This is a genomic window from Arthrobacter sp. NPDC056886 (genome assembly GCF_042788715.1).
GTDB lineage: Bacteria > Actinomycetota > Actinomycetes > Actinomycetales > Micrococcaceae > Arthrobacter.
In genome coordinates this window covers 267,769-286,033 of sequence record NZ_JBHUBT010000007.1, presented here as the reverse complement: position 1 = coordinate 286,033, position 18,265 = coordinate 267,769, and the positions used below count along the sequence as shown (strand labels likewise).

At 66.9% G+C, this 18,265-nt stretch carries 13 protein-coding genes; 5 read left to right on the top strand and 8 right to left on the bottom strand.

Annotation, left to right across the window (positions count from 1 at the left end; all coding sequences use genetic code 11):
- Positions 1 to 101: 101 nt before the first annotated feature.
- On the bottom strand, positions 102 to 1,838 hold the full coding sequence (locus ACFRJ8_RS14190) for an ABC transporter ATP-binding protein (RefSeq protein WP_377986828.1): 1,737 nt from the start codon (positions 1,836 to 1,838) through the stop codon (positions 102 to 104).
- Positions 1,839 to 1,972: 134 nt separating this feature from the next.
- Entirely contained in the window at positions 1,973 to 2,752 is a 780-nt protein-coding gene (locus ACFRJ8_RS14185; RefSeq protein WP_377986800.1) for a trans-aconitate 2-methyltransferase, read from the bottom strand.
- A 142-nt stretch (positions 2,753 to 2,894) separates the two neighbouring features.
- Here ACFRJ8_RS14185 and ACFRJ8_RS14180 point away from each other — a divergent pair, with 142 nt between their 5' ends.
- From ACFRJ8_RS14180 to ACFRJ8_RS14170, 3 genes are read left to right on the top strand one after another with little or no spacing between them, the layout of a single operon-like run.
- Positions 2,895 to 5,441 (top strand): DEAD/DEAH box helicase, encoded by a 2,547-nt coding sequence (locus ACFRJ8_RS14180; protein ID WP_377986799.1) that lies wholly within the window; start codon positions 2,895 to 2,897, stop codon positions 5,439 to 5,441.
- A gap of 50 nt (positions 5,442 to 5,491) precedes the next feature.
- On the top strand, positions 5,492 to 6,064 hold the full coding sequence (locus ACFRJ8_RS14175; RefSeq protein ID WP_377986798.1) for a GNAT family N-acetyltransferase: 573 nt from the start codon (positions 5,492 to 5,494) through the stop codon (positions 6,062 to 6,064).
- A 19-nt stretch (positions 6,065 to 6,083) separates the two neighbouring features.
- On the top strand, positions 6,084 to 7,442 hold the full coding sequence (locus ACFRJ8_RS14170) for an alpha/beta fold hydrolase (RefSeq protein ID WP_377986827.1): 1,359 nt from the start codon (positions 6,084 to 6,086) through the stop codon (positions 7,440 to 7,442).
- 152 nt (positions 7,443 to 7,594) lie between these two features.
- Here ACFRJ8_RS14170 and ACFRJ8_RS14165 read toward each other — a convergent pair whose 3' ends face one another.
- From ACFRJ8_RS14165 to coaE, 3 genes are all read right to left on the bottom strand, one after another.
- The gene (locus ACFRJ8_RS14165; RefSeq protein WP_377986797.1) at positions 7,595 to 8,623 is read right to left on the bottom strand and encodes a TerC family protein; all 1,029 of its coding nucleotides are present in this window, start codon (positions 8,621 to 8,623) and stop codon (positions 7,595 to 7,597) included.
- A gap of 162 nt (positions 8,624 to 8,785) precedes the next feature.
- Positions 8,786 to 10,867: an excinuclease ABC subunit UvrB gene (gene uvrB, locus ACFRJ8_RS14160; RefSeq protein WP_377986796.1), complete on the bottom strand. Its 2,082-nt coding sequence runs from the start codon at positions 10,865 to 10,867 to the stop codon at positions 8,786 to 8,788.
- A gap of 40 nt (positions 10,868 to 10,907) precedes the next feature.
- Positions 10,908 to 12,233 carry a dephospho-CoA kinase gene (gene coaE, locus ACFRJ8_RS14155; protein ID WP_377986795.1) on the bottom strand — a complete coding sequence of 442 codons (1,326 nt, stop codon included), beginning with the start codon at positions 12,231 to 12,233 and terminating at the stop codon, positions 10,908 to 10,910.
- A 22-nt stretch (positions 12,234 to 12,255) separates the two neighbouring features.
- Here coaE and ACFRJ8_RS14150 point away from each other — a divergent pair, with 22 nt between their 5' ends.
- Together ACFRJ8_RS14150 and ACFRJ8_RS14145 are read left to right on the top strand one after the other, a co-directional pair.
- Positions 12,256 to 12,957 (top strand): IMPACT family protein, encoded by a 702-nt coding sequence (locus ACFRJ8_RS14150; protein ID WP_377986794.1) that lies wholly within the window; start codon positions 12,256 to 12,258, stop codon positions 12,955 to 12,957.
- Positions 12,941 to 13,657, top strand: coding sequence for a GNAT family N-acetyltransferase (locus ACFRJ8_RS14145; RefSeq protein WP_377986793.1), 717 nt, complete (start codon positions 12,941 to 12,943; stop codon positions 13,655 to 13,657). The genes ACFRJ8_RS14150 and ACFRJ8_RS14145 overlap by 17 nt, the downstream gene beginning before the upstream one ends.
- A 268-nt stretch (positions 13,658 to 13,925) precedes the next feature.
- On the opposite strand, the gene ACFRJ8_RS14140 is transcribed toward ACFRJ8_RS14145, so the two are convergent.
- From ACFRJ8_RS14140 to ACFRJ8_RS14130, 3 genes are all read right to left on the bottom strand, one after another.
- Positions 13,926 to 14,357 (bottom strand): VOC family protein, encoded by a 432-nt coding sequence (locus ACFRJ8_RS14140; protein ID WP_377986792.1) that lies wholly within the window; start codon positions 14,355 to 14,357, stop codon positions 13,926 to 13,928.
- 851 nt (positions 14,358 to 15,208) lie between these two features.
- A complete protein-coding gene (rpsA, locus tag ACFRJ8_RS14135) occupies positions 15,209 to 16,684 on the bottom strand; it encodes a 30S ribosomal protein S1 (RefSeq protein ID WP_026537355.1) in 1,476 nt (491 codons plus the stop codon).
- Positions 16,685 to 16,939: 255 nt separating this feature from the next.
- The gene (locus ACFRJ8_RS14130) at positions 16,940 to 18,226 is read right to left on the bottom strand and encodes a GNAT family N-acetyltransferase (protein WP_377986791.1); all 1,287 of its coding nucleotides are present in this window, start codon (positions 18,224 to 18,226) and stop codon (positions 16,940 to 16,942) included.
- Between the last annotated feature and the right edge of the window lie 39 nt (positions 18,227 to 18,265).

Here is an 18,265-nt window from a genome sequence, read left to right as displayed (position 1 = left end):
CGGCAGAAGCAGGCGCAGCAGCCGGCCGGCGGTCTGCCACTTGATGCGTTCCGGGACACGGGCCCCTGCGGTGGTCCCGGCGCGGTGTGCCCCCGCGCGGCTCACGGAGATTCCTCCAGGACCAGCTGGGAATCGGCAATTTCCTGGTAGCTGGGCGAGGACTCCATCAGCTCGCTGTGCGTTCCCTGCGCGACGACGCAGCCGTCCTCCAGAACGAGGATCAGCCCGGCGTCCACGATTGTTGACACCCGTTCGGCCACGATCAGCACGGTGGCCGAATGCAACAGGGGCTCGATGGCCGCGCGGAGCCTGACGTCGGTTCCGTAGTCCAGGGCCGAGAAGCTGTCGTCGAACAGGTAGACCGGGGCATTCTTAAGCAGTGCCCGCGCGATGCACAGGCGTTGCCGTTCGCCGCCGGAGAAGTTGGTGCCGCCCTGGCTCACGGGCGCTTCGAGTCCTAATGGCAGGGCGCGGACAAAGTCGGCGGCCTGGGCGGCCTCGAGCGCCTGCCACAATTCGGGCTCGTCCGCGGCGGGCGATCCGAGCCGGAGGTTAGCCGCGACCGTGCCCGTGAAGAGATAGGACTGCTGCGGGACCATGGCGATGAGGTCCCGCAGGGCCTCCAGCGGCATGTCCCGCACGTTGCGCCCGCCGATGCTGATCCCGCCGGCGGTCGTGTCGAGGAAGCGGGGAAGCAGGTTCAGGAGCGTCGACTTGCCGCTGCCGGTGGCGCCGATGATCGCCGTCGTGGTCCCGGTCCTGGCGGTGAACGAGACGCCGTCGAGCACGGGCGCTTCGGCGCCGGGATAGGCGAAGGACACGTTCCGGAAATCGACAGTGCTGCCGGCGTGTGCCGCCTTGTCGGCAGGGGCGCTGCCGACAGGGGTGGCCGGATCCGCGATGGCTGGTTCCGTGTCCAGCACCTCGCGGATCCGTTCGGCGCACGCCGCCGCCCGGGGGGCGGTCATGAAGACGTACATCGCCATCATGATGGCAATCAGGATCTGCAAGATGTAGGCGATGAACGCCGTCAGGGCCCCGAGCCTCATTTCGCCGGCGTCGATCCGGTGGCCGCCAAACCACACCACGAACACGGAAGACAGGTTGACCACGAACATGATCATCGGCATCATGGCGGCGACAAGGAGGGCAGATTTCAGGTTGTTCCGCGTAAGGTCCTTGTTGGCTTCATCGAAGCGGCGGATTTCGTGGTCCTGCCGGACGAAGCTGCGGATGACATTGGCGCCGATAATCTGCTCACGCAGCACCCGGCCGATCCGGTCAAGGAGTCCCTGGCCCTGCCGGTACAGGGGAATCAGGCGGCGCACGATCACGGTCATGATCACCGTGAGAACCGGGATCACCACCACCACGATCCAGGACAGCACAACGTCCTGGTGCACGGCAAGCACGATGCCGCCGATGAAGATCGCTGGTGCAGCAATCAGCATGATGAAAACCAAGATGGCGAGGTTTTGGATCTGGGCGACGTCGTTGGTGGCCCGGGTGACGAGGCTTGGCGCACCGAAAACGCTGACCTCCTGGGAGGAGAAGGACTGCACCTTCGCGAAAAGTTCCTGCCGCAGCTGGCCGCCGATCTCCATGGCGACGACGGCGCCCAAATATCCGGCCGCGATGGCCGTGATCACCTGAACGGCGGCGATTCCGGCCATCCAGCCGCCGAGATGGAGGATTTCCCCTTTGTCGCCGCCGATGATGCCGTCGTCGATGATCGCGGCGTTCAGGGTGGGCAGGAGCAGGTTGGCGGTGGCTTGGACGAGCTGCAGCACAGCGATGGCCAGCACGCTCCCCTTGTGCGCGGACAGCAGCCGCGACATCAGGCCTATAAGCACCGAACCTCCATAACTAGCCCAGGGCCCGGAATGGAATCAGCCTAACGGCCGCCCCCATACCGCCACGTCATTGTAAGCCCCATTCCGGAGTGCTTCATGTCATCCGACAGACACGCCGCTTACCCGGTTTTTTGCGCCACCGCGAACGTGCGCCGGAACGGGAAGACGGTCCCGTGCCGGCCCGCGGGATACGCCTCGTCGAGCCGCGCCGAATATTCGGCCTCGAACTCCGTGGCCTCGTCCTCGGGCAGGGCCGCAAGGACCGGCCGTAGTCCAGTGCCGCGGACCCATTCCAAAACGGGGTGGGCGCCCGGGAGCAATTGCATGTAGGTGGTCTCCCAGGCGTCGGCGGCGCAACCGGCGTCGAGCATGATCTCCAGGTACTCCGCCGCCTCCCCCACCACGTCTTCGTGGCGCAGGACCCCGGCGAGCCGCCCCGCCCAGGCCGGGGACTCGGCCAGTTCCCGCATCAGGGTGTGGGACGGGGCGTTGAAGTTCCCCGGGACCTGAAGCGCGAACCAGGCGCCCGGCTTGAGGGCATCGAGCCATTCGGGCAACATCTTCCGGTGGCCGGGCACCCACTGCAAGGCGGCGTTGGTGACCACCACGTCCGTGTCTCCGGACGGCAGCCAGTGCGCGATGTCGGCCAGTTCGTAGGAAAGATTGGCCGCCGCGGCGGCGTAATCCTTCGAGGTGGCCAGCATTTCCGGCGAGGAGTCCAGGCCCACAACCTGGGCGCCCGGCCACCGGTCCGCGAGCGTCGCGGTCAGGTTACCGGGACCGCAGCCGAGGTCCACGACGTGCCGCGGGGCTTCGGCATGAATCCGCCCCGTCAGGTCAAAAAATGGCCTGTTCCGGTAATCCCCGAACTGCACATATTTCTCGGGATCCCACTTCATGGCGCCTCCAGTCCGGGCAAAGTCGTCCTACCCGAAGCCTAGCCCCGCCCCGTAGGCCAGCCAAGGAGGCGTACTGTCGATGCGTGTGGCGCAGGCTCCCGCCGGTGCCGCGGGCAGTACGCGGGCACTAAGCTGGACAGCAATGAAACTCGTTGATCAGCTCCCCGCCCCGGCCGCCCGAGTCTCCGGCAGGACGGCCCTGGACCCGGACGAGCTCTACACCCGGTTTGTCGAGTGGACTGAGACCCGCGGCCTTGCCCTCTACACCGCCCAGGACGAGGCCATCATGGAGTTGGCCGCCGGTTCCAACGTCATCTTGGCCACGCCGACCGGATCCGGAAAATCGCTCGTGGCCATCGCCGCGCACTTCCAGGCCATGGCCCGCGGGCAGCGCAGCTACTACACCGCCCCAATCAAGGCCCTCGTCTCGGAAAAGTTCTTCGCCCTCTGCGAGATCTTCGGTGCCGACAACGTCGGCATGATCACCGGCGACTCCGGCGTCAACCAGGACGCCCCGATCATCTGCTGCACCGCCGAAATCCTGGCCAACATCGCCCTGCGTGAAGGTGCGGCGGCCCAACTCGGGGCCGTCATCATGGACGAGTTCCACTTCTACTCGGACCCGCAGCGCGGCTGGGCGTGGCAGGTGCCGCTATTGGAACTGCCCCAGGCGCAGTTCCTGCTGATGTCGGCGACCCTCGGCGATGTCAGCCGTTTCGAGGACGGCCTCCGCGAACTGACCGGCCGGGCGAGCACCACGGTCAGTTCCGCGGAACGTCCCATCCCGCTGCACTACTACTACGAGCAGACCCCGGTCCACGAGACCCTTGAGGAGCTGCTCGCCACCAAGCAGGTCCCGGTCTACGTGGTCCACTTCAGCCAGGTCGAAGCGATCGACCGGGCGCAGAACCTGATGAGCATCAACGTGTGCACCCGCGAGGAAAAGGACAAGATTGCCGAGCTCATCGCCGGGTTCCGCTTCGCCGCGGGCTTCGGGAAGACCCTCAACCGGCTGGTCCGGCACGGCATCGGCGTCCACCACGCCGGCATGCTGCCGAAGTACCGCCGGCTGGTCGAACAGCTTGCCCAAGCCGGCCTGTTGAAGGTCATCTGCGGCACGGACACCCTGGGGGTCGGCATCAACGTGCCCATCCGCACCGTGCTGCTCACGGCCCTGAGCAAGTACGACGGCGTCCGCACCCGGCTGCTGAATTCCCGCGAATTCCACCAGATCGCCGGCCGCGCCGGACGCGCCGGCTATGACACCGCCGGGACCGTGGTGGTCCAGGCCCCGGAGCACGTGACGGAGAACGTGAAGGCGATGGCCAAGGCCACGGCCAAGTTCGGCGACGACCAGAAGAAGCTGCGCCAGGTGGTCAAGAAGAAGCCCCCCGAGGGTTTCGTGTCCTGGGGCGAGCCGACCTACAAGCGGCTGGTCGAGTCTGTTCCGGATCCGCTCACGTCGAGTTTTACCGTGACGCACGCGATGCTCATGAACCTCATGGAACGCCCCGGCGACCCCTTCCAGGCGGCCCGCCGCCTGCTGACCGAAAACCACGAGACCCGCCCGGCACAGCTGCGGCTCATGAAGAAGGCCCTGGGCATCTACCGCGAGCTGCTCGCCGCCGGCGTCGTGGAGCGAATCCCGCCGCAGGAGCAGGGAGCGGACGGCCGCACGGTCCGGCTCACGGTCCACCTGCAGGCCAACTTTGCCCTCAACCAGCCCCTGTCCCCGTTCGCCCTCGCCGCGCTGGAGCTGCTGGACCCGGAATCGCCGTCGTACGCCCTGGACGTTGTGTCCGTGATCGAGGCAACCCTGGAGAAGCCGCGCCAGATCCTGTCCGCACAGCAGAAGAAGGCCCGCGGCGAGGCGATCGCGGCGATGAAAGCGGACGGCATCGAATACGACCAGCGGATGGCGATGCTCGAGGAGGTCACCTACCCGCAGCCCCTCGCGGAGATCCTCGGCGAGGCCTTCGATGTCTACCGCAAGGCCGCGCCCTGGGTCGGCGACTTCGAGCTCGCCCCCAAGTCCGTGGTCCGTGACATGTACGAGCGTGCCATGAACTTCGGCGAGTTCGTCCAGTTCTACGGCCTGGCCCGCTCGGAGGGGATCGTGCTGCGCTACCTCGCCGACGGTTTCAAGGCGCTCCGCCAGACCGTCCCGCAGGATGCCCTCCGGGAGGACCTCGAGGACCTCATCGCCTGGCTGGGCGAACTGGTCCGCCAGGTCGACTCCAGCCTGCTCGACGAATGGGAAGAACTGACGTCAGGCGCGGCACCCACACCGCACGACGCTCCCCCGCCCCCGCCGCCGTCGCTGACCTCCAACATCCGGGCCTTCCGCGTGATGGTGCGCAACGAGATGTTCCGCCGCGTGGAGCTGTTCGCCGACGAGGCCGCCACCACCTTGGGCGAGCTCGACGCCGGTTCCGGCTGGGACGCGGAGCGCTGGGAGGACGTCCTGGATGACTACTTCGACGAACACAACGACATCGGCACCGGCCCGGACGCGCGCGGCCCCGGGCTGCTGATCATCACCGAGGAACCCGGCGTGTGGAAGGTCCGGCAAATCTTTGACGATCCGGCCCGGAACCACGACTGGGGCATCTCCGCCGAGGTGGATTTGGCGGCTTCGGACGAGTCCGGGACCGCCGTCGTCCGCGTCACAGACGTTAACCGCCTCTAACCGGCGGGCGGCGGCCCGGGGACGGTTCGCGCCGCGAGTAAACTCGAATAATGAGTGTAATCCGGCCTGCCGCGCCTCTTGACGTCCCTGCCATCTTGCAGATGATCCACGACCTCGCCCTCTACGAGAAGGAACCGGACGCCGTCCGGAACACCCCGGAACTGCTCACCGAGGCCCTCTTCGGCGAGAATCCGAGGGTCTTCGCCACCATGGCGGAGAACGCGGCCGGCGAGGTGCGCGGCTTCGCCCTCTGGTTCCTGAACTACTCCACGTGGGAAGGCGTCCACGGGATCTACCTGGAGGACCTCTACGTCAGGCCGGAGGCCCGCGGCGAGGGCCACGGCAAGGCACTCCTGCAGCACCTGGCCGCGACCGCCGTCGACTGCGGCTATGCGCGCGTCGAATGGAGTGTCCTGGACTGGAACGAGCCCTCCATCCAGTTCTACAAGAAGCTTGGCGCCGCACCGATGGAGGAATGGTCCACGTTCCGCCTCACTGGAGCGGCGCTGGCGGCTTTCGGCGGCCGCCGCGCAGGTTCCGGCACAGTTGCCGGCCAACTATCCGGCGCAGGCTCCCCCGCCGGTTCCGCCGCCGACTCCCGCGAGGCGGCCACCCGTGGCTGATCTGCCGGTGACCGGGCTCATGGGGGCCTCCCTCCTGGAAGCTGCGTCCGACGCCCGGCGCAACATCCGGCACAGCGTCCGGGCACGCCACACCTACCGTGGAATGCGGACCGCCGAACACTACTTCCAAGTCCCCCTGGACCACTTCAGCGAGGCGGGGCGGCGCGGCGAGACCATCTCGGTGTTCGCCCGCGAGTACGTTTCGACCGAACACAGCGAGGAAGACGCCGCCGAGCTTCCCTGGCTGCTCTTCCTGCAGGGCGGTCCCGGCGGCCGCGGCAACCGGTTCCCGTCCCTGGGCGGCTGGAGCAAGGCCGCCGCGAGGGACTTCCGGATCCTCATGCTGGACCAGCGCGGCACCGGCCTGTCCTCGGCCGTGGACCGCAACACGCTGCCCCTGCGCGGCACCGACGTGGAACAGGCCCGCTACCTGACGCACTTCCGCGCCGATTCAATCGTTGCCGACGCCGAGGCCATCAGGGCCGCACTGGGCTCCGCCCCTTGGACCATCTACGGCCAGAGCTACGGCGGGTTCTGCGCGCTCAGCTACCTGTCGTTCGCCCCCGAGGGGCTGCGCGAGGTGCTCGTCACGGGCGGCCTGGCCCCGTTGGGCGGCGCCGCGGAGCGTGTGTACCGCGCGACGTTCCGGCGGGTCGCGGCCCGGAACGCCGAGTATTTTGACTGGTACCCCGAGGACCGGGCCGCCGTCACCCGGATCGCCCGGCACCTGCGGGACACGAAGGAGTTCCTGCCCGACGGCGGCCGGCTCACCGTGGAACGGTTCCAGATGGTGGGTTCGTTCCTGGGCGGCAACACCCGGGTGGACGCGCTGCACCACCTGCTCGAAGACGCCTTCGTGGCCACCCCCGACGGCGACCGCCTCTCGGACGGCTTCCTGGAACAGGTCAGGGGGCTCGTGTCCCGGGCCTCGAACCCCTTGTACGCGCTGATGCACGAGTCCATTTATGGCCAGGCGGGGGCCACCAACTGGGCCGCCTGGCGCGTGCTGGCGGAGTTCCCGGAGTTCCGTCCCGACGCCGCTGAGCCGCTCCTGACCGGGGAAATGGTCTACCCCTGGTACTTCGAGCAGGACCCCGCCCTGCGCCCGCTGCGGGACGTGGCCCGGCTGCTCGCGGAAAAGGACGACTGGGCTCCGCTATACGATCCGGAGAGGCTGGCGCTCAATTCCGTGCCCGTCGCCGCGGCCGTCTACACAGACGACATCTACGTGGACCGCGAGCTCTCTCTGGAAACAGCGGCGGCCGTCCGGGGCCTGCACGTGTGGGAGACCGGCGAGTTCCACCATGACGGCATCGCGGACGACGGCGAGGCGATCTTCGGGCGTCTGCTGGGCATGGCCCGTTCCGCCCGCCGCTGACGCGGCACAGGCTGCTCTGAATTGATGGCGGCCGGCTGAGGGTGGCTGGCCCAAAACAAGTACGGCGCTGGACCCGTGAAGGTCCAGCGCCGCAACTGTTTGGGGCTCGCTGTGCGCTGCCGGGAACCCGGCTGGTACGCGGCGTGGCGGTGCTAGTCGACGTCGCTCAGGCTCTTGCGGGAGTCTTCTTCCAGCCGGGCGTCCAACTTCGACTTGGACGCTTTGGAGCTGACCAGGCTGGCGACCACCGCGATGACGATGGTGCCGATGATCACTCCGAGCGAGACGTAGGTGGGGATCTCGGGCGCCCATTCAATGTGCTGGCCGCCGTTGATGAAGGGCAGCTCGTTGACGTGCATGGCGTGCAGGACCAGCTTGACGCCGATGAACGCCAGGATCACGGACAGGGCGTGCTTGAGGTAAATGAGCCGGTTCATGAGGCCGCCGAGTAGGAAGTACAGCTGCCGCAGCCCCATCAGGGCGAAGATGTTCGCGGTGAACACGATGAAGGCGCTCTGGGTGAGGCCGAAGATGGCCGGAATGGAGTCAACGGCGAAGAGCAGGTCGGTCATGCCGATGGTCACGAAGACGATCAGCATCGGGGTGAAGACCTTCTTGCCGTCGACGACGGTGCGGAGCTTGCCGCCGTCGAACTTCTCGGACATCGGCAGGATCCTGCGGATCCGGGCGATCAGCGGGTTTTCCTTGTCTTCCTCGTCCTCGCCCTCGTCCTGGGCCTGCTTCCAGGCGGTCCAGAGCAGGAAGGCGCCGAAGATGTAGAACACCCAGCTGAACTGCTCGATCACGATCGCGCCGAGCATGATGAATATGCCGCGCAGGATGAGGGCGATGATGATGCCCACCATGAGCACTTCCTGCTGGTACTTACGCGGTACCGAGAAGCGCGCCATGATGATGATGAAGACGAACAGGTTATCGATGCTCAGGCTGTATTCCGTCACCCAGCCGGCGATGAACTGGCCGCCAAATTCCGGGCCGGTGAAGGCGAACATGGCGCCGGCGAAGACCAGGGCCAGGGCCACGTAGAACGCAACCCACAGCCCTGCTTCTTTCATGGAGGGCTCATGCGGGCGTTTGAGGACCATCAGCAGGTCGATGGCAAGGATGACGCCGAGGACGACAAACGAGCCGATCTCAAACCATAGGGGAAGCTCGGGCACGGGGAAATACCTTTCGTAGGGTACAGCTCAGCGGTGTAAGTCTCTCCGACCGCCGGCACATGACGCTGCCTGGCTGCCCGCTACGCCCGGCACGGCATCTATGCCGTGCGTGTTGACGATCGTAGCGCTTGGGATACTCCCCTACGTTCGTCCGAGTTTACCCTAGGCGTGCCCCGCGGATTGCATTTGCCGCAGTTCCTTCTTCAATTCCCCCACCTCGTCGCGGAGCCGGGCGGCGAGCTCGAACTGCAGCTCCCCGGCTGCGGCGTGCATCTGTTCCGTGAGCTGCTCGATCAGGCCAACAAGGTCCTCCGCCGGGGCGGCCGCGAGGCCGTCCGCGCGGATGTGTGCGGCGCCCTTGCCCTTGCCGCGGTTCTTGCCGGCCGCGGCCAGCAGCTCGCGGGTGTCGGCATCTTCCTTGGCCAGCTGGTCGGTGATGTCCGCGATCTTCTTGCGGAGTGGCTGGGGATCGATCCCCTTCTCCGTGTTGTAGGCAACCTGGATGGCGCGGCGGCGGTTCGTCTCGTCGATGGCGTGGGCCATCGAGTCGGTGATCCGGTCGGCGTACATGTGCACCTGGCCGGACACGTTGCGGGCGGCACGGCCGATCGTCTGGATCAGGGACGTCGAGGAGCGCAGGAAGCCTTCCTTGTCCGCGTCCAGGATGCTGACCAGCGACACCTCCGGGAGGTCGAGGCCTTCCCGGAGCAGGTTGATGCCGACCAGGACGTCGAAGACGCCCATCCGCAGTTCGCGCAGGAGTTCCACGCGGCGCAGGGTGTCGACGTCGGAGTGCAGGTACTCCACCTTCACGCCATGGCCCAGCAGGTAGTCCGTGAGGTCCTCGGCCATCCGCTTGGTCAAGGTGGTGACCAGGACTCGCTCGTTCTTCGCGGTGCGGGTCCGGATTTCACCCAGGAGGTCATCGATCTGCCCCTTCGTGGGCTTCACGACGACCTCGGGGTCGATCAGGCCGGTGGGGCGGATGATCTGCTGGACGAAGCCGTCGGACTTGCCGAGCTCGTACTTGCCCGGGGTGGCTGAGAGGTAAACGGCCTGGCCCACCCGGTCCTGGAACTCGTCCCACTTGAGCGGGCGGTTGTCCATCGCCGAGGGCAGCCGGAAGCCGTGGTCCACGAGGTTGCGCTTTCGGGACATGTCGCCCTCGTACATGGCGCCGATCTGCGGGACTGTGACGTGGGATTCGTCGATCACCAGGAGGAAGTCGTCCGGGAAGTAATCGATGAGGCAGTGCGGCGCTGTCCCGCGGGCGCGGCCGTCAATGTGCGAGGAATAGTTCTCGATGCCGTTGCAGAAACCCATCTGCTGCATCATTTCCAGGTCATAGGTGGTGCGCATCCGGAGCCGTTGCGCCTCGACCAGCTTGTTCTGGCTTTCCAGCACCGCGAGGCGCTCGGCCAGTTCGTCTTCGATCCTCTTGATCGCCCGGCCCATCCGCTCCGGCCCGGCGACGTAGTGCGAGGCGGGGAAGACGTACATTTCCGTCTCGTCCCGGAGCACCTCGCCGGTCAAGGGGTGAAGGGTCTGGATGTTCTCGATCTCATCCCCGAAGAACTCGATCCGGATGGCCAGCTCCTCATACATGGGGATGATTTCCACGGTGTCGCCGCGCACCCGGAACGTGCCGCGGTGGAAGTCCATGTCGTTGCGGGTGTACTGCATGGAGACGAATTTGCGGAGCAGGTCGTCGCGGTTCATCTCCGCGCCCCTGCGGAGGGTCACCATGCCGGCGATGTACTCTTCCGGGGTGCCCAGGCCATAGATGCAGGAGACGGTAGCCACCACGATCACGTCGCGGCGGGTCAGCAGCGCGTTGGTGGCGGAGTGCCGGAGCCGTTCGACTTCCTCGTTGACGGAGGAGTCCTTCTCGATGAAGGTGTCCGTCTGGGCGACGTAGGCCTCGGGCTGGTAGTAGTCGTAGTAGGAGACGAAGTACTCCACCGCGTTGTTCGGCAGCAGTTCCCGGAATTCGTTGGCCAGCTGCGCGGCGAGCGTCTTGTTCTGCACCATCACCAGGGTGGGACGCTGGACCTGCTCGATCAGCCAGGCCGTCGTCGCGCTCTTACCGGTACCGGTGGCGCCGAGCAGCACGACGTCTTTTTCGCCGTTCTTGATCCGTTCGGTCAGTTCGGCGATGGCGGCCGGCTGGTCACCCGCCGGCTGGAACTCGCTGATGACCTCGAAGGGCGCCACGACGCGGTTGATTTCCTGGGCAAGACTCATGTACCTAATCTACCGCCGGGCTGCGACAGGATGTCCTGATTCAGCTTTGGGCAGTACCTGGGCTCACGGCGCTGCCGGTGGCGTCGTTGACGCTGCCGCTACGGCTGCCGCCCGCTCCGCCGTCGTCCGCCCTCTCATCATCCGCCCTCTCATCATCCGGGTACGACGGCGGCTCCCATCCCGTGCGCTGCACCCACGCTTCCATGCGGGGCGCGGCGTAGTCGGTGAACCAGCCCTCCTTGTCGGCCGCGTAGCGGGCAGTGGACCTGTCTGTCTCGTGCAGCCCGGCCACCCGCTTCTTCTCTGCGACATAGTCCGTCCGGGCCGCGGCATCGGCCCGGAGCCAGTCGCGGAAGCACAGTGCGTAGCGCCAGCCCGGGGAGCCGGCCGCGCGGAGGTGAAGATTCACCGGCCGGCCGGGATCGGCGTTGCCGTGCAGCCGTTTGCCCCAGTCGGCGAGGTCCGGGTGAGCGGGCTTGGGGTTGTCGGCGATGATGCCGGGCCAGCGCGGGAATCCCGCGTCGGCCAGCAGCGGGGCGATCCGGTCCGCGGCGTCGAGGTCGCGGACGCTCAGCTGGAGGTCGATCACATCTTTGGCGTCAAGGCCCGGGACGGCCGTGGAGCCGATGTGGTCCATGGCCAGGACATCCCGCGGAACCACGGCCTGCAGCCGGGCCATCAGCCGGCCGGCCTGGGCGGCCCAGGCCGGATCGGCAGGGGCGAGGACCGGCCCTCCCGTCCGCGGGGCAATCCTCTGTTCCTTGAGGTTCACCGCGAACGGCGTCAGCCGCTGCTCCCACAGCGCGTCCACCGCATGCCTGAGTTCCTCGGGGGTGCCGGAGTTCTCCAGCACGACGTCCGCCGCGGCCAGCCTGTCCTCGCGGCCCGCCTGGGCGTTCATCCGGGCGCGCGCCTGCTCAGCGCTCATGTTGCGGTGTTCGGCCATCCGCTGGATCCGGACGTCGTCCGGGGCATCCACCACCACCACCAGGTGGAAGTTCTTCCCTTGTCCGGTTTCAACCAGCAGCGGGATGTCCTGGACCACGACGGCGCCGGCCGGGGCGGCAGCAACAATCGCTGCGGCGCGCTCCCGCACCAAGGGGTGGACGATCCCATTGAGCACGGCCAGGCGCTCCGGATCGCCGAAGACCAGGGCACCTAGCCGGGCGCGGTCCAACCGGCCGTCCGGCGTCAGGGTGGCCGCACCGAAGGCGGCGGCCACGCTCGCCAGCCCGGGCGTGCCTGGCTCCACCACCTCACGGGCCAGCGCGTCGGCGTCGACAAGCACTGCGCCGAGCTCCCGCAGGCGCGACGCAACCATGGACTTCCCCGAGGCGATTCCGCCGGTCAACCCGATCTTCAACACCTCACCAGACTAAACTGAACCGGTGGCAGATGCGGCTGAACCCCCCGAGAGCAGGACGGCCGTCTACACCACCCTTGCCGCAGGGTCCGAGTTCCGCCACGAAATCGAGGTCAAGCGGTCCCGGTTCATCACCGTCCTGGCCCGCACTCCGGACGAGGACGCCGCCCGCGCTGCCCTGGCCCGCCTGCGCCGCGAATTCCACGACGCACGGCATCACTGCTTCGCCTTCGTGCTCGGCCCCGACCGGGACGTGCAGCGCTCCAACGACGACGGCGAGCCGTCCGGCACCGCGGGCCTGCCCATGCTCGAAGCGCTGCTGAAGCGGGAGACCGCACCCGGCGTCGCCGACCTCAGCGACGTCGCCGCGATTGTGGTGCGCTATTTCGGCGGCATCCTCCTGGGCGCCGGCGGCCTGGTGCGGGCCTATTCCGAATCCGTCTCCGGGGCGCTGGAACTCGCGCCCCTCGTGCGGCGCCGCCGGCTGCGAATCTGCGCGGTGCCGGTGCAGCACGCCGTGGCCGGGCGGCTGGAGAATGATCTGCGCGCCGCGGGGTATGTCATGGCCGAAACCCGTTACGAGGCGCAGACTACTGTCCTGAGGCTGGCGCTGCCGGATGATCCGGAAGAACTGGCCCGGGCCGCGGACCGCGTGGCCGCGATGTCAGCCGGCAGCGCATCGCTGGTGCCCGGAGAAACGGAGTGGATCGATGTCCCCATCAGCTGAGCCCGTGCCCGGGGTCGCGCTCCTTGACGTCAGCGAAGCCCTGCTCGAGCAGCTATTGGAACTTGCGCTCCGGGACGCCGACGCCGACGAGGTCACCCCGCCGCTGGGTACGACCCCCGGCTGGAACACCGATCGGATCAGCTGGTTCCGCGAATTCCACCGCGCCGCCGCAGCCGGTCTGGACGGTCCCGCGGGTCAGAAGAGATGGGCCATCAGCTGCGACGGGCAGCTGGCAGGATCCGTCCGGCTGAGGCGGACGGACCCGCAGCCATCATTGGCGGGCGTGGCTGGGGCTGGTGGCGGGGACGGGGCTGGGGCTGGGACTGGCGGGGCGAGCGGCGGGGCTGTGGCTGTTGGCGACGCCGGGGGCGGCCGGGCTGATGCGGCTGGCGGGGCCGGGGCTGTTGGCGGGGCTGGGGCTGGCGGCGGGACGGATGCTGCTGGCGGGGCTGTTGGCGGGACGCTGGAAACCGGAATCTGGCTGGCCCGGAGCTTCCGTGGCCGTGGCGTGGGCCGCGAGGCGCTGCGCCTTGTGAAGGATCGGGCCGCAGCTGCAGGGGCAGCCGTCCTGGTGGCCGAAACCACGGCCGGCAATGTGGGTGCCGTCGCACTGCTGAAATCCTCGGGTGCCGAGCTCGTCACCGGTGCAGCCTCGGAAACGGATACGGTGCCAGTCAGAGGCAAGATCCCGCTGCACTGACGGCATGGCATCCGGGGCCGGACTCGCCACCCGTCACTGGACATGACCTCCGGCGGCTGCGAGCACTACGCCCATTCCCCTTATGCCGATCCCGCGCACCCAGCAGTGGACATGCCCTCCCGCGGCCAGCCCCTGGGCTCAGGTCGAGGACTGGACATGCCCTCCCGTGGCTGCGAGCACTACGCCCATTCCCCTTATGCCCGTCCCACGCACCCGGCAAGGGACATGCCCGTCGGGCGAACCCTGAGAGGTCAGTCTGGGCCAACTTCTATTGGGCAATTTCCCAGATGTGTCCGGCAGGGTCGCGGAAGCAGGCGGTGCGGATACCCCAGGGCCGGTCCATTGGGCCGTTGAGCAGTTCGACTCCCCGGCGGGACAACTCGCTACACACGGCGTCGACGTCGTCCACTGCGATGGTGAACTGCATTCGGGCACCGGAATCTGCGCTGGCCACTGCGGCGGGCCGGATGAGCTCGGGAGCTTCGGAGACATCGAGCAGGTTGATCAACGTGTTCTCGAACTTGAAGACAGCAGAGACATCGTCCTCGAAAATGAGCGGCAACCCGAAGACTGCCTCATAGAAGCCCTTCGTCCTGGCCAGGTCTTCGACAAACAAGGTAACGGCACCGATGCCCCGCGGCCACGGACCCGCGGCCCTGACTGTGTCCTGCGATTCAACAGCCCCTGAAGTATCAGCCATGGAAGTCCCCTCATCGTCGGCGGCGAATATCTCAACCTGCCGAGTTTGCGCTCAACGCCGGGCAGCCGTCAAGGAGCCCACATCCACCTCGCCGCCGGCCTCCGAGCACTGGACATGTTCCGCGCACGGGGCCGGGACTGGGCATAATCCACACATGCCCACGGGCGAGATCCAAAAATGGGCATGTCCCCAGGGTGAGGGCTTAAAAAATGAGCATGTCCGGTGCTGAGGGCAGCCGAGGGGCATGCACGGCGCCAGAGCATGGCGTGGGCACCGAGCACTGGACATGTCCGGCGCCCAGGTCTGGCTCGGGCTTTTCAGCACTGGACATGTCCCGCTCACGTGGCCGGGACTGGGCATAATCCACATGCCCGCAGGCGAGATCCAAAAATGGGCATGTCCCCAGGGTGAGGGCTTAAAAAAAATGAGCACGTCCGGTGCTGAGGGCAGCCGAGGGGCATGTCCGGCGCCAGGGCATGGTGCGGGCCTCCCAGCACTGGACATGTCCCGCGCCCGGGGCCAGGAGTGGGCACAAGCCACACATGCCCACGGGCGAGCTCGAAAAGTGGGCATGTCCCTAGGGAAAGGGTTTCAAAAATGAGCATGTCCGGTGCTGAGGGCAGCTGCGGGGCATGTCCGGCGCCAATGCATGGTGCGGGCCTCCCAGCACTGGACATGTCCCGCTCACGTGGCCGGGACTGGGCATAATCCAAACATGCCTACGGGCGAACTCCAAAAATGGGCATGTCCCCCGGGGCACAAAGAAAGGTGGCCGCCCCCGAGGGGACGGCCACCTTCAAGCTACAAACTGCCTGGCCTCAAGGAGCGGACTCCGTGAGGAACACGGGCAATTAGTTGCCGGTCAGCTTCTCGCGCAGAGCGGCAAGAGCCTCGTCCGAAGCAAGCGTGCCTGCACCGGTCTCGGTTGCAGCCGGCTCGGAGGAGTAGCTGGTGGTGCCGGAATCGCTCTCGCCGGACGTTGCAGCTGCAGCGTCGTCGGCAGCGTGCTGGGCAACCTGCTTCTTGTGGGCTTCCCAGCGGGTCTGGGCGTCAGCGTACTGCTGCTCCCAGGCGGCGCGCTGGTTCTCGTAGCCTTCAAGCCACTCGTTGGACTCCGGGTCGAAGCCCTCCGGGTACTTGTAGTTGCCCTCTTCGTCGTACTCTGCGGCCATGCCGTAGAGTGCCGGATCGAATTCGGTGCTGTCGGCGTCGACGCCCTCGTTGGCCTGCTTGAGGGAGAGCGAGATGCGGCGGCGCTCGAGGTCGATGTCGATGACCTTGACGAACAGCTCGTCGCCAACGGAGACAACCTGCTCGGCCAGCTCAACGTGGCGCACGGCGAGCTCGGAGATGTGGACCAGGCCTTCGATGCCGTCTTCAACGCGAACGAACGCGCCGAACGGAACCAGCTTGGTGACCTTACCCGGAACAACCTGCCCGAGGGCGTGGGTGCGGGCGAAGGTCTGCCACGGATCTTCCTGCGTAGCCTTGAGCGACAGGGAGACGCGCTCGCGGTCCAGGTCGACCTCGAGAACCTCGACGGTGACTTCCTGGCCAACTTCGACAACCTCGGACGGGTGGTCGATGTGCTTCCAGGACAGCTCGGAAACGTGAACCAGGCCGTCTACGCCGCCCAGGTCCACGAAGGCACCGAAGTTGACGATGGAGGAAACGACGCCGGGACGGACCTGGCCCTTTTCCAGCTTGTTGAGGAACGTGGAGCGGACCTCGGACTGGGTCTGCTCGAGCCATGCACGGCGGGAAAGAACAACGTTGTTGCGGTTCTTGTCCAGCTCGATGATCTTGGCTTCGATCTGCTGACCGATGTACGGAGCGAGGTCGCGCACACGGCGCATCTCGACGAGGGATGCGGGCAGGAAGCCGCGCAGACCGATGTCGAGGATAAGACCACCCTTGACAACCTCGATGACGGTACCGGTGACAACACCGTCTTCTTCCTTGACCTTCTCGATGTCGCCCCAGGCACGCTCGTACTGAGCACGCTTCTTGGAGAGGATCAGGCGGCCTTCTTTGTCTTCCTTGGTGAGCACCAGGGCTTCGACCTGATCGCCAACGGAGACGACGTCTCCGGGGTCAACGTCGTGCTTGATGGAAAGCTCGCGGGAGGGAATGACACCTTCGGTCTTGTAACCGATGTCGAGCAGAACTTCGTCGCGGTCGACCTTGACGACGGTACCTTCGACGAGGTCTCCGTCGTTGAAGTACTTGATGGTGGCGTCGACAGCTGCGAGGAAGTCCTCAGCGGTACCGATGTCGTTAATGGCGACTACGGGGGTACCGGGCTTCTCGGTGGAGGTGATGGTCATGTAGTAGGGGCTCCGTTGTGGATAGTTAGTCGGTCAGGCAAACCGCTTGGCCGGCATTATGGAATGCAGGCCAAGCGCACGGCGTCACAGCAAATGTTCCGCCGGGTCATCCTGATTTTGTGGATTGTAGATGCGCGCACGTAGTGCACGCCCGTTTAGTCTAGTCGTTTCCGCGAACGCCGGTCAAAGCGCGCGGGGCCGTTCGCGCCCCGACCGGCGCCGCCGGCGCAGGCCGCAGCGCCGCGGGCCGGAGGCCTAGAAGTGCGTGGGGCAATGCGGTGAGCGTTCGACGGCGAACATTAGCCGCGCTGTCAGAGCCGCCCCGGCCGTGTGCTCGGTGATCCGGCCGGCGGCTTTCAGGGTCACGGGACAGACGGCGCCCAGGTAGATGGACCCGAGATCGGCGACGTCCAGCGACAGGTCCGGCTCAGCACCCGGAGCCGGCGTCACCGCGGCCTCTCCTCCGGTGACCGTGAGGGCGAAGGTGCCGGCCGCGAAGCCGAGGCTGTCGCGTACGGCAAGAACGACGGTCCCGTCGGCGGAGTAGCGGCGGGCCCCCAGCACCCGGGCCGGATCCAGGACGCGCAGCCACAGCATGTCCCGGTGGTCCGAGGACTCAACGCAGCGCGGGTCCTCCAGCGCCCAGGTCAGGGGGTCGTCCACCGGCGCTTCCTCCCAGCTGATCCGGTCCACGAGGTCGATGCTGCCGAGGAACTGCCACAGTTCCAGGTATGCGGCGTCCGTCGCCGCCACGAGGTCGACGATCTCCATGGTGTACGGCTTGGTGTCCCACCCGGCGAACTTATAGGACACGTACCCGTCCACAGTGCCCGCGGCGTCGTAGTGCAGGGCGCATCGGACGGCCTCGTCCTCGCCGCCGTCGCGGCCGAGCATGCCCGAGGACCGCAGCCGGTACGCTTCCTGCCGCGAGATCGATCCGGGCATGGAACCGTGGGCCCGTCCGAAGATCTCCGGGGCAAGCTCCAGGAGGACTTTGCGGTCGGCAATCTCCACGGAGCCGACCGGCACATGGCGCAGCCGGAAGCGCGGCCCGGTATCGACCTTCACGCTGCGCTCGAAGGTGGCCACCCCGTAGCCGAACCGGCCGTAGATCGAGGCCTCGGAGGCAGTGAGCGCCGCAAGTGAGACGCCGGCCGCCTTCGCCTCGGCAAGGTCCTCGGTCATCATCCGCCGGAGCAGCCCCTGCCGGCGGTGGGTCCCGCGTACAGTGACGGCCGTGACGAGGTGGGCTTCCAGCTGCCGACCGTAGCCAATGTTGAGGTCCTTGCGCAGGGTGGCGAAAGTCGCCACCGGGACCTCGGCCGCCAGCGAGTGGGCAGCGACGCCGTCGGCCTGGTAGACGCCGGTCATCTCACGGTTGTCCACGAGATACATGGCCATGATTTTGTCCACGAAGTCGTCCTTGCGCGGCTCGTCATAGAATCCGATCCCGACTCCCCGCAGCCACGCGGTGCCCTGCGCGTAGTCCGCCGAGCCTTTTTCGACCGCGCGGAACCGCCTGAGCTCGTACTTTTCTGCCACGTGCTTCTCCCCCTGAGAATCCTAAGGTCCCGGCAACGC

Excerpts from the sequence above, each read along its gene's own strand:
- ACFRJ8_RS14175 (WP_377986798.1), top strand. The coding sequence starts at position 5,492 with ATGAGTGTAATCCGGCCTGCCGCGCCTCTTGACGTCCCTGCCATCTTG.
- rpsA (WP_026537355.1), bottom strand. The coding sequence starts at position 16,684 with ATGACCATCACCTCCACCGAGAAGCCCGGTACCCCCGTAGTCGCCATT.
- ACFRJ8_RS14170 (WP_377986827.1), top strand. The coding sequence starts at position 6,084 with ATGGGGGCCTCCCTCCTGGAAGCTGCGTCCGACGCCCGGCGCAACATC.
- ACFRJ8_RS14190 (WP_377986828.1), bottom strand. The coding sequence starts at position 1,838 with ATGTCGCGGCTGCTGTCCGCGCACAAGGGGAGCGTGCTGGCCATCGCT.
- ACFRJ8_RS14140 (WP_377986792.1), bottom strand. The coding sequence starts at position 14,357 with ATGGCTGATACTTCAGGGGCTGTTGAATCGCAGGACACAGTCAGGGCC.
- ACFRJ8_RS14145 (WP_377986793.1), top strand. The coding sequence starts at position 12,941 with ATGTCCCCATCAGCTGAGCCCGTGCCCGGGGTCGCGCTCCTTGACGTC.
- ACFRJ8_RS14180 (WP_377986799.1), top strand. The coding sequence starts at position 2,895 with ATGAAACTCGTTGATCAGCTCCCCGCCCCGGCCGCCCGAGTCTCCGGC.
- ACFRJ8_RS14185 (WP_377986800.1), bottom strand. The coding sequence starts at position 2,752 with ATGAAGTGGGATCCCGAGAAATATGTGCAGTTCGGGGATTACCGGAAC.
- uvrB (WP_377986796.1), bottom strand. The coding sequence starts at position 10,867 with ATGAGTCTTGCCCAGGAAATCAACCGCGTCGTGGCGCCCTTCGAGGTC.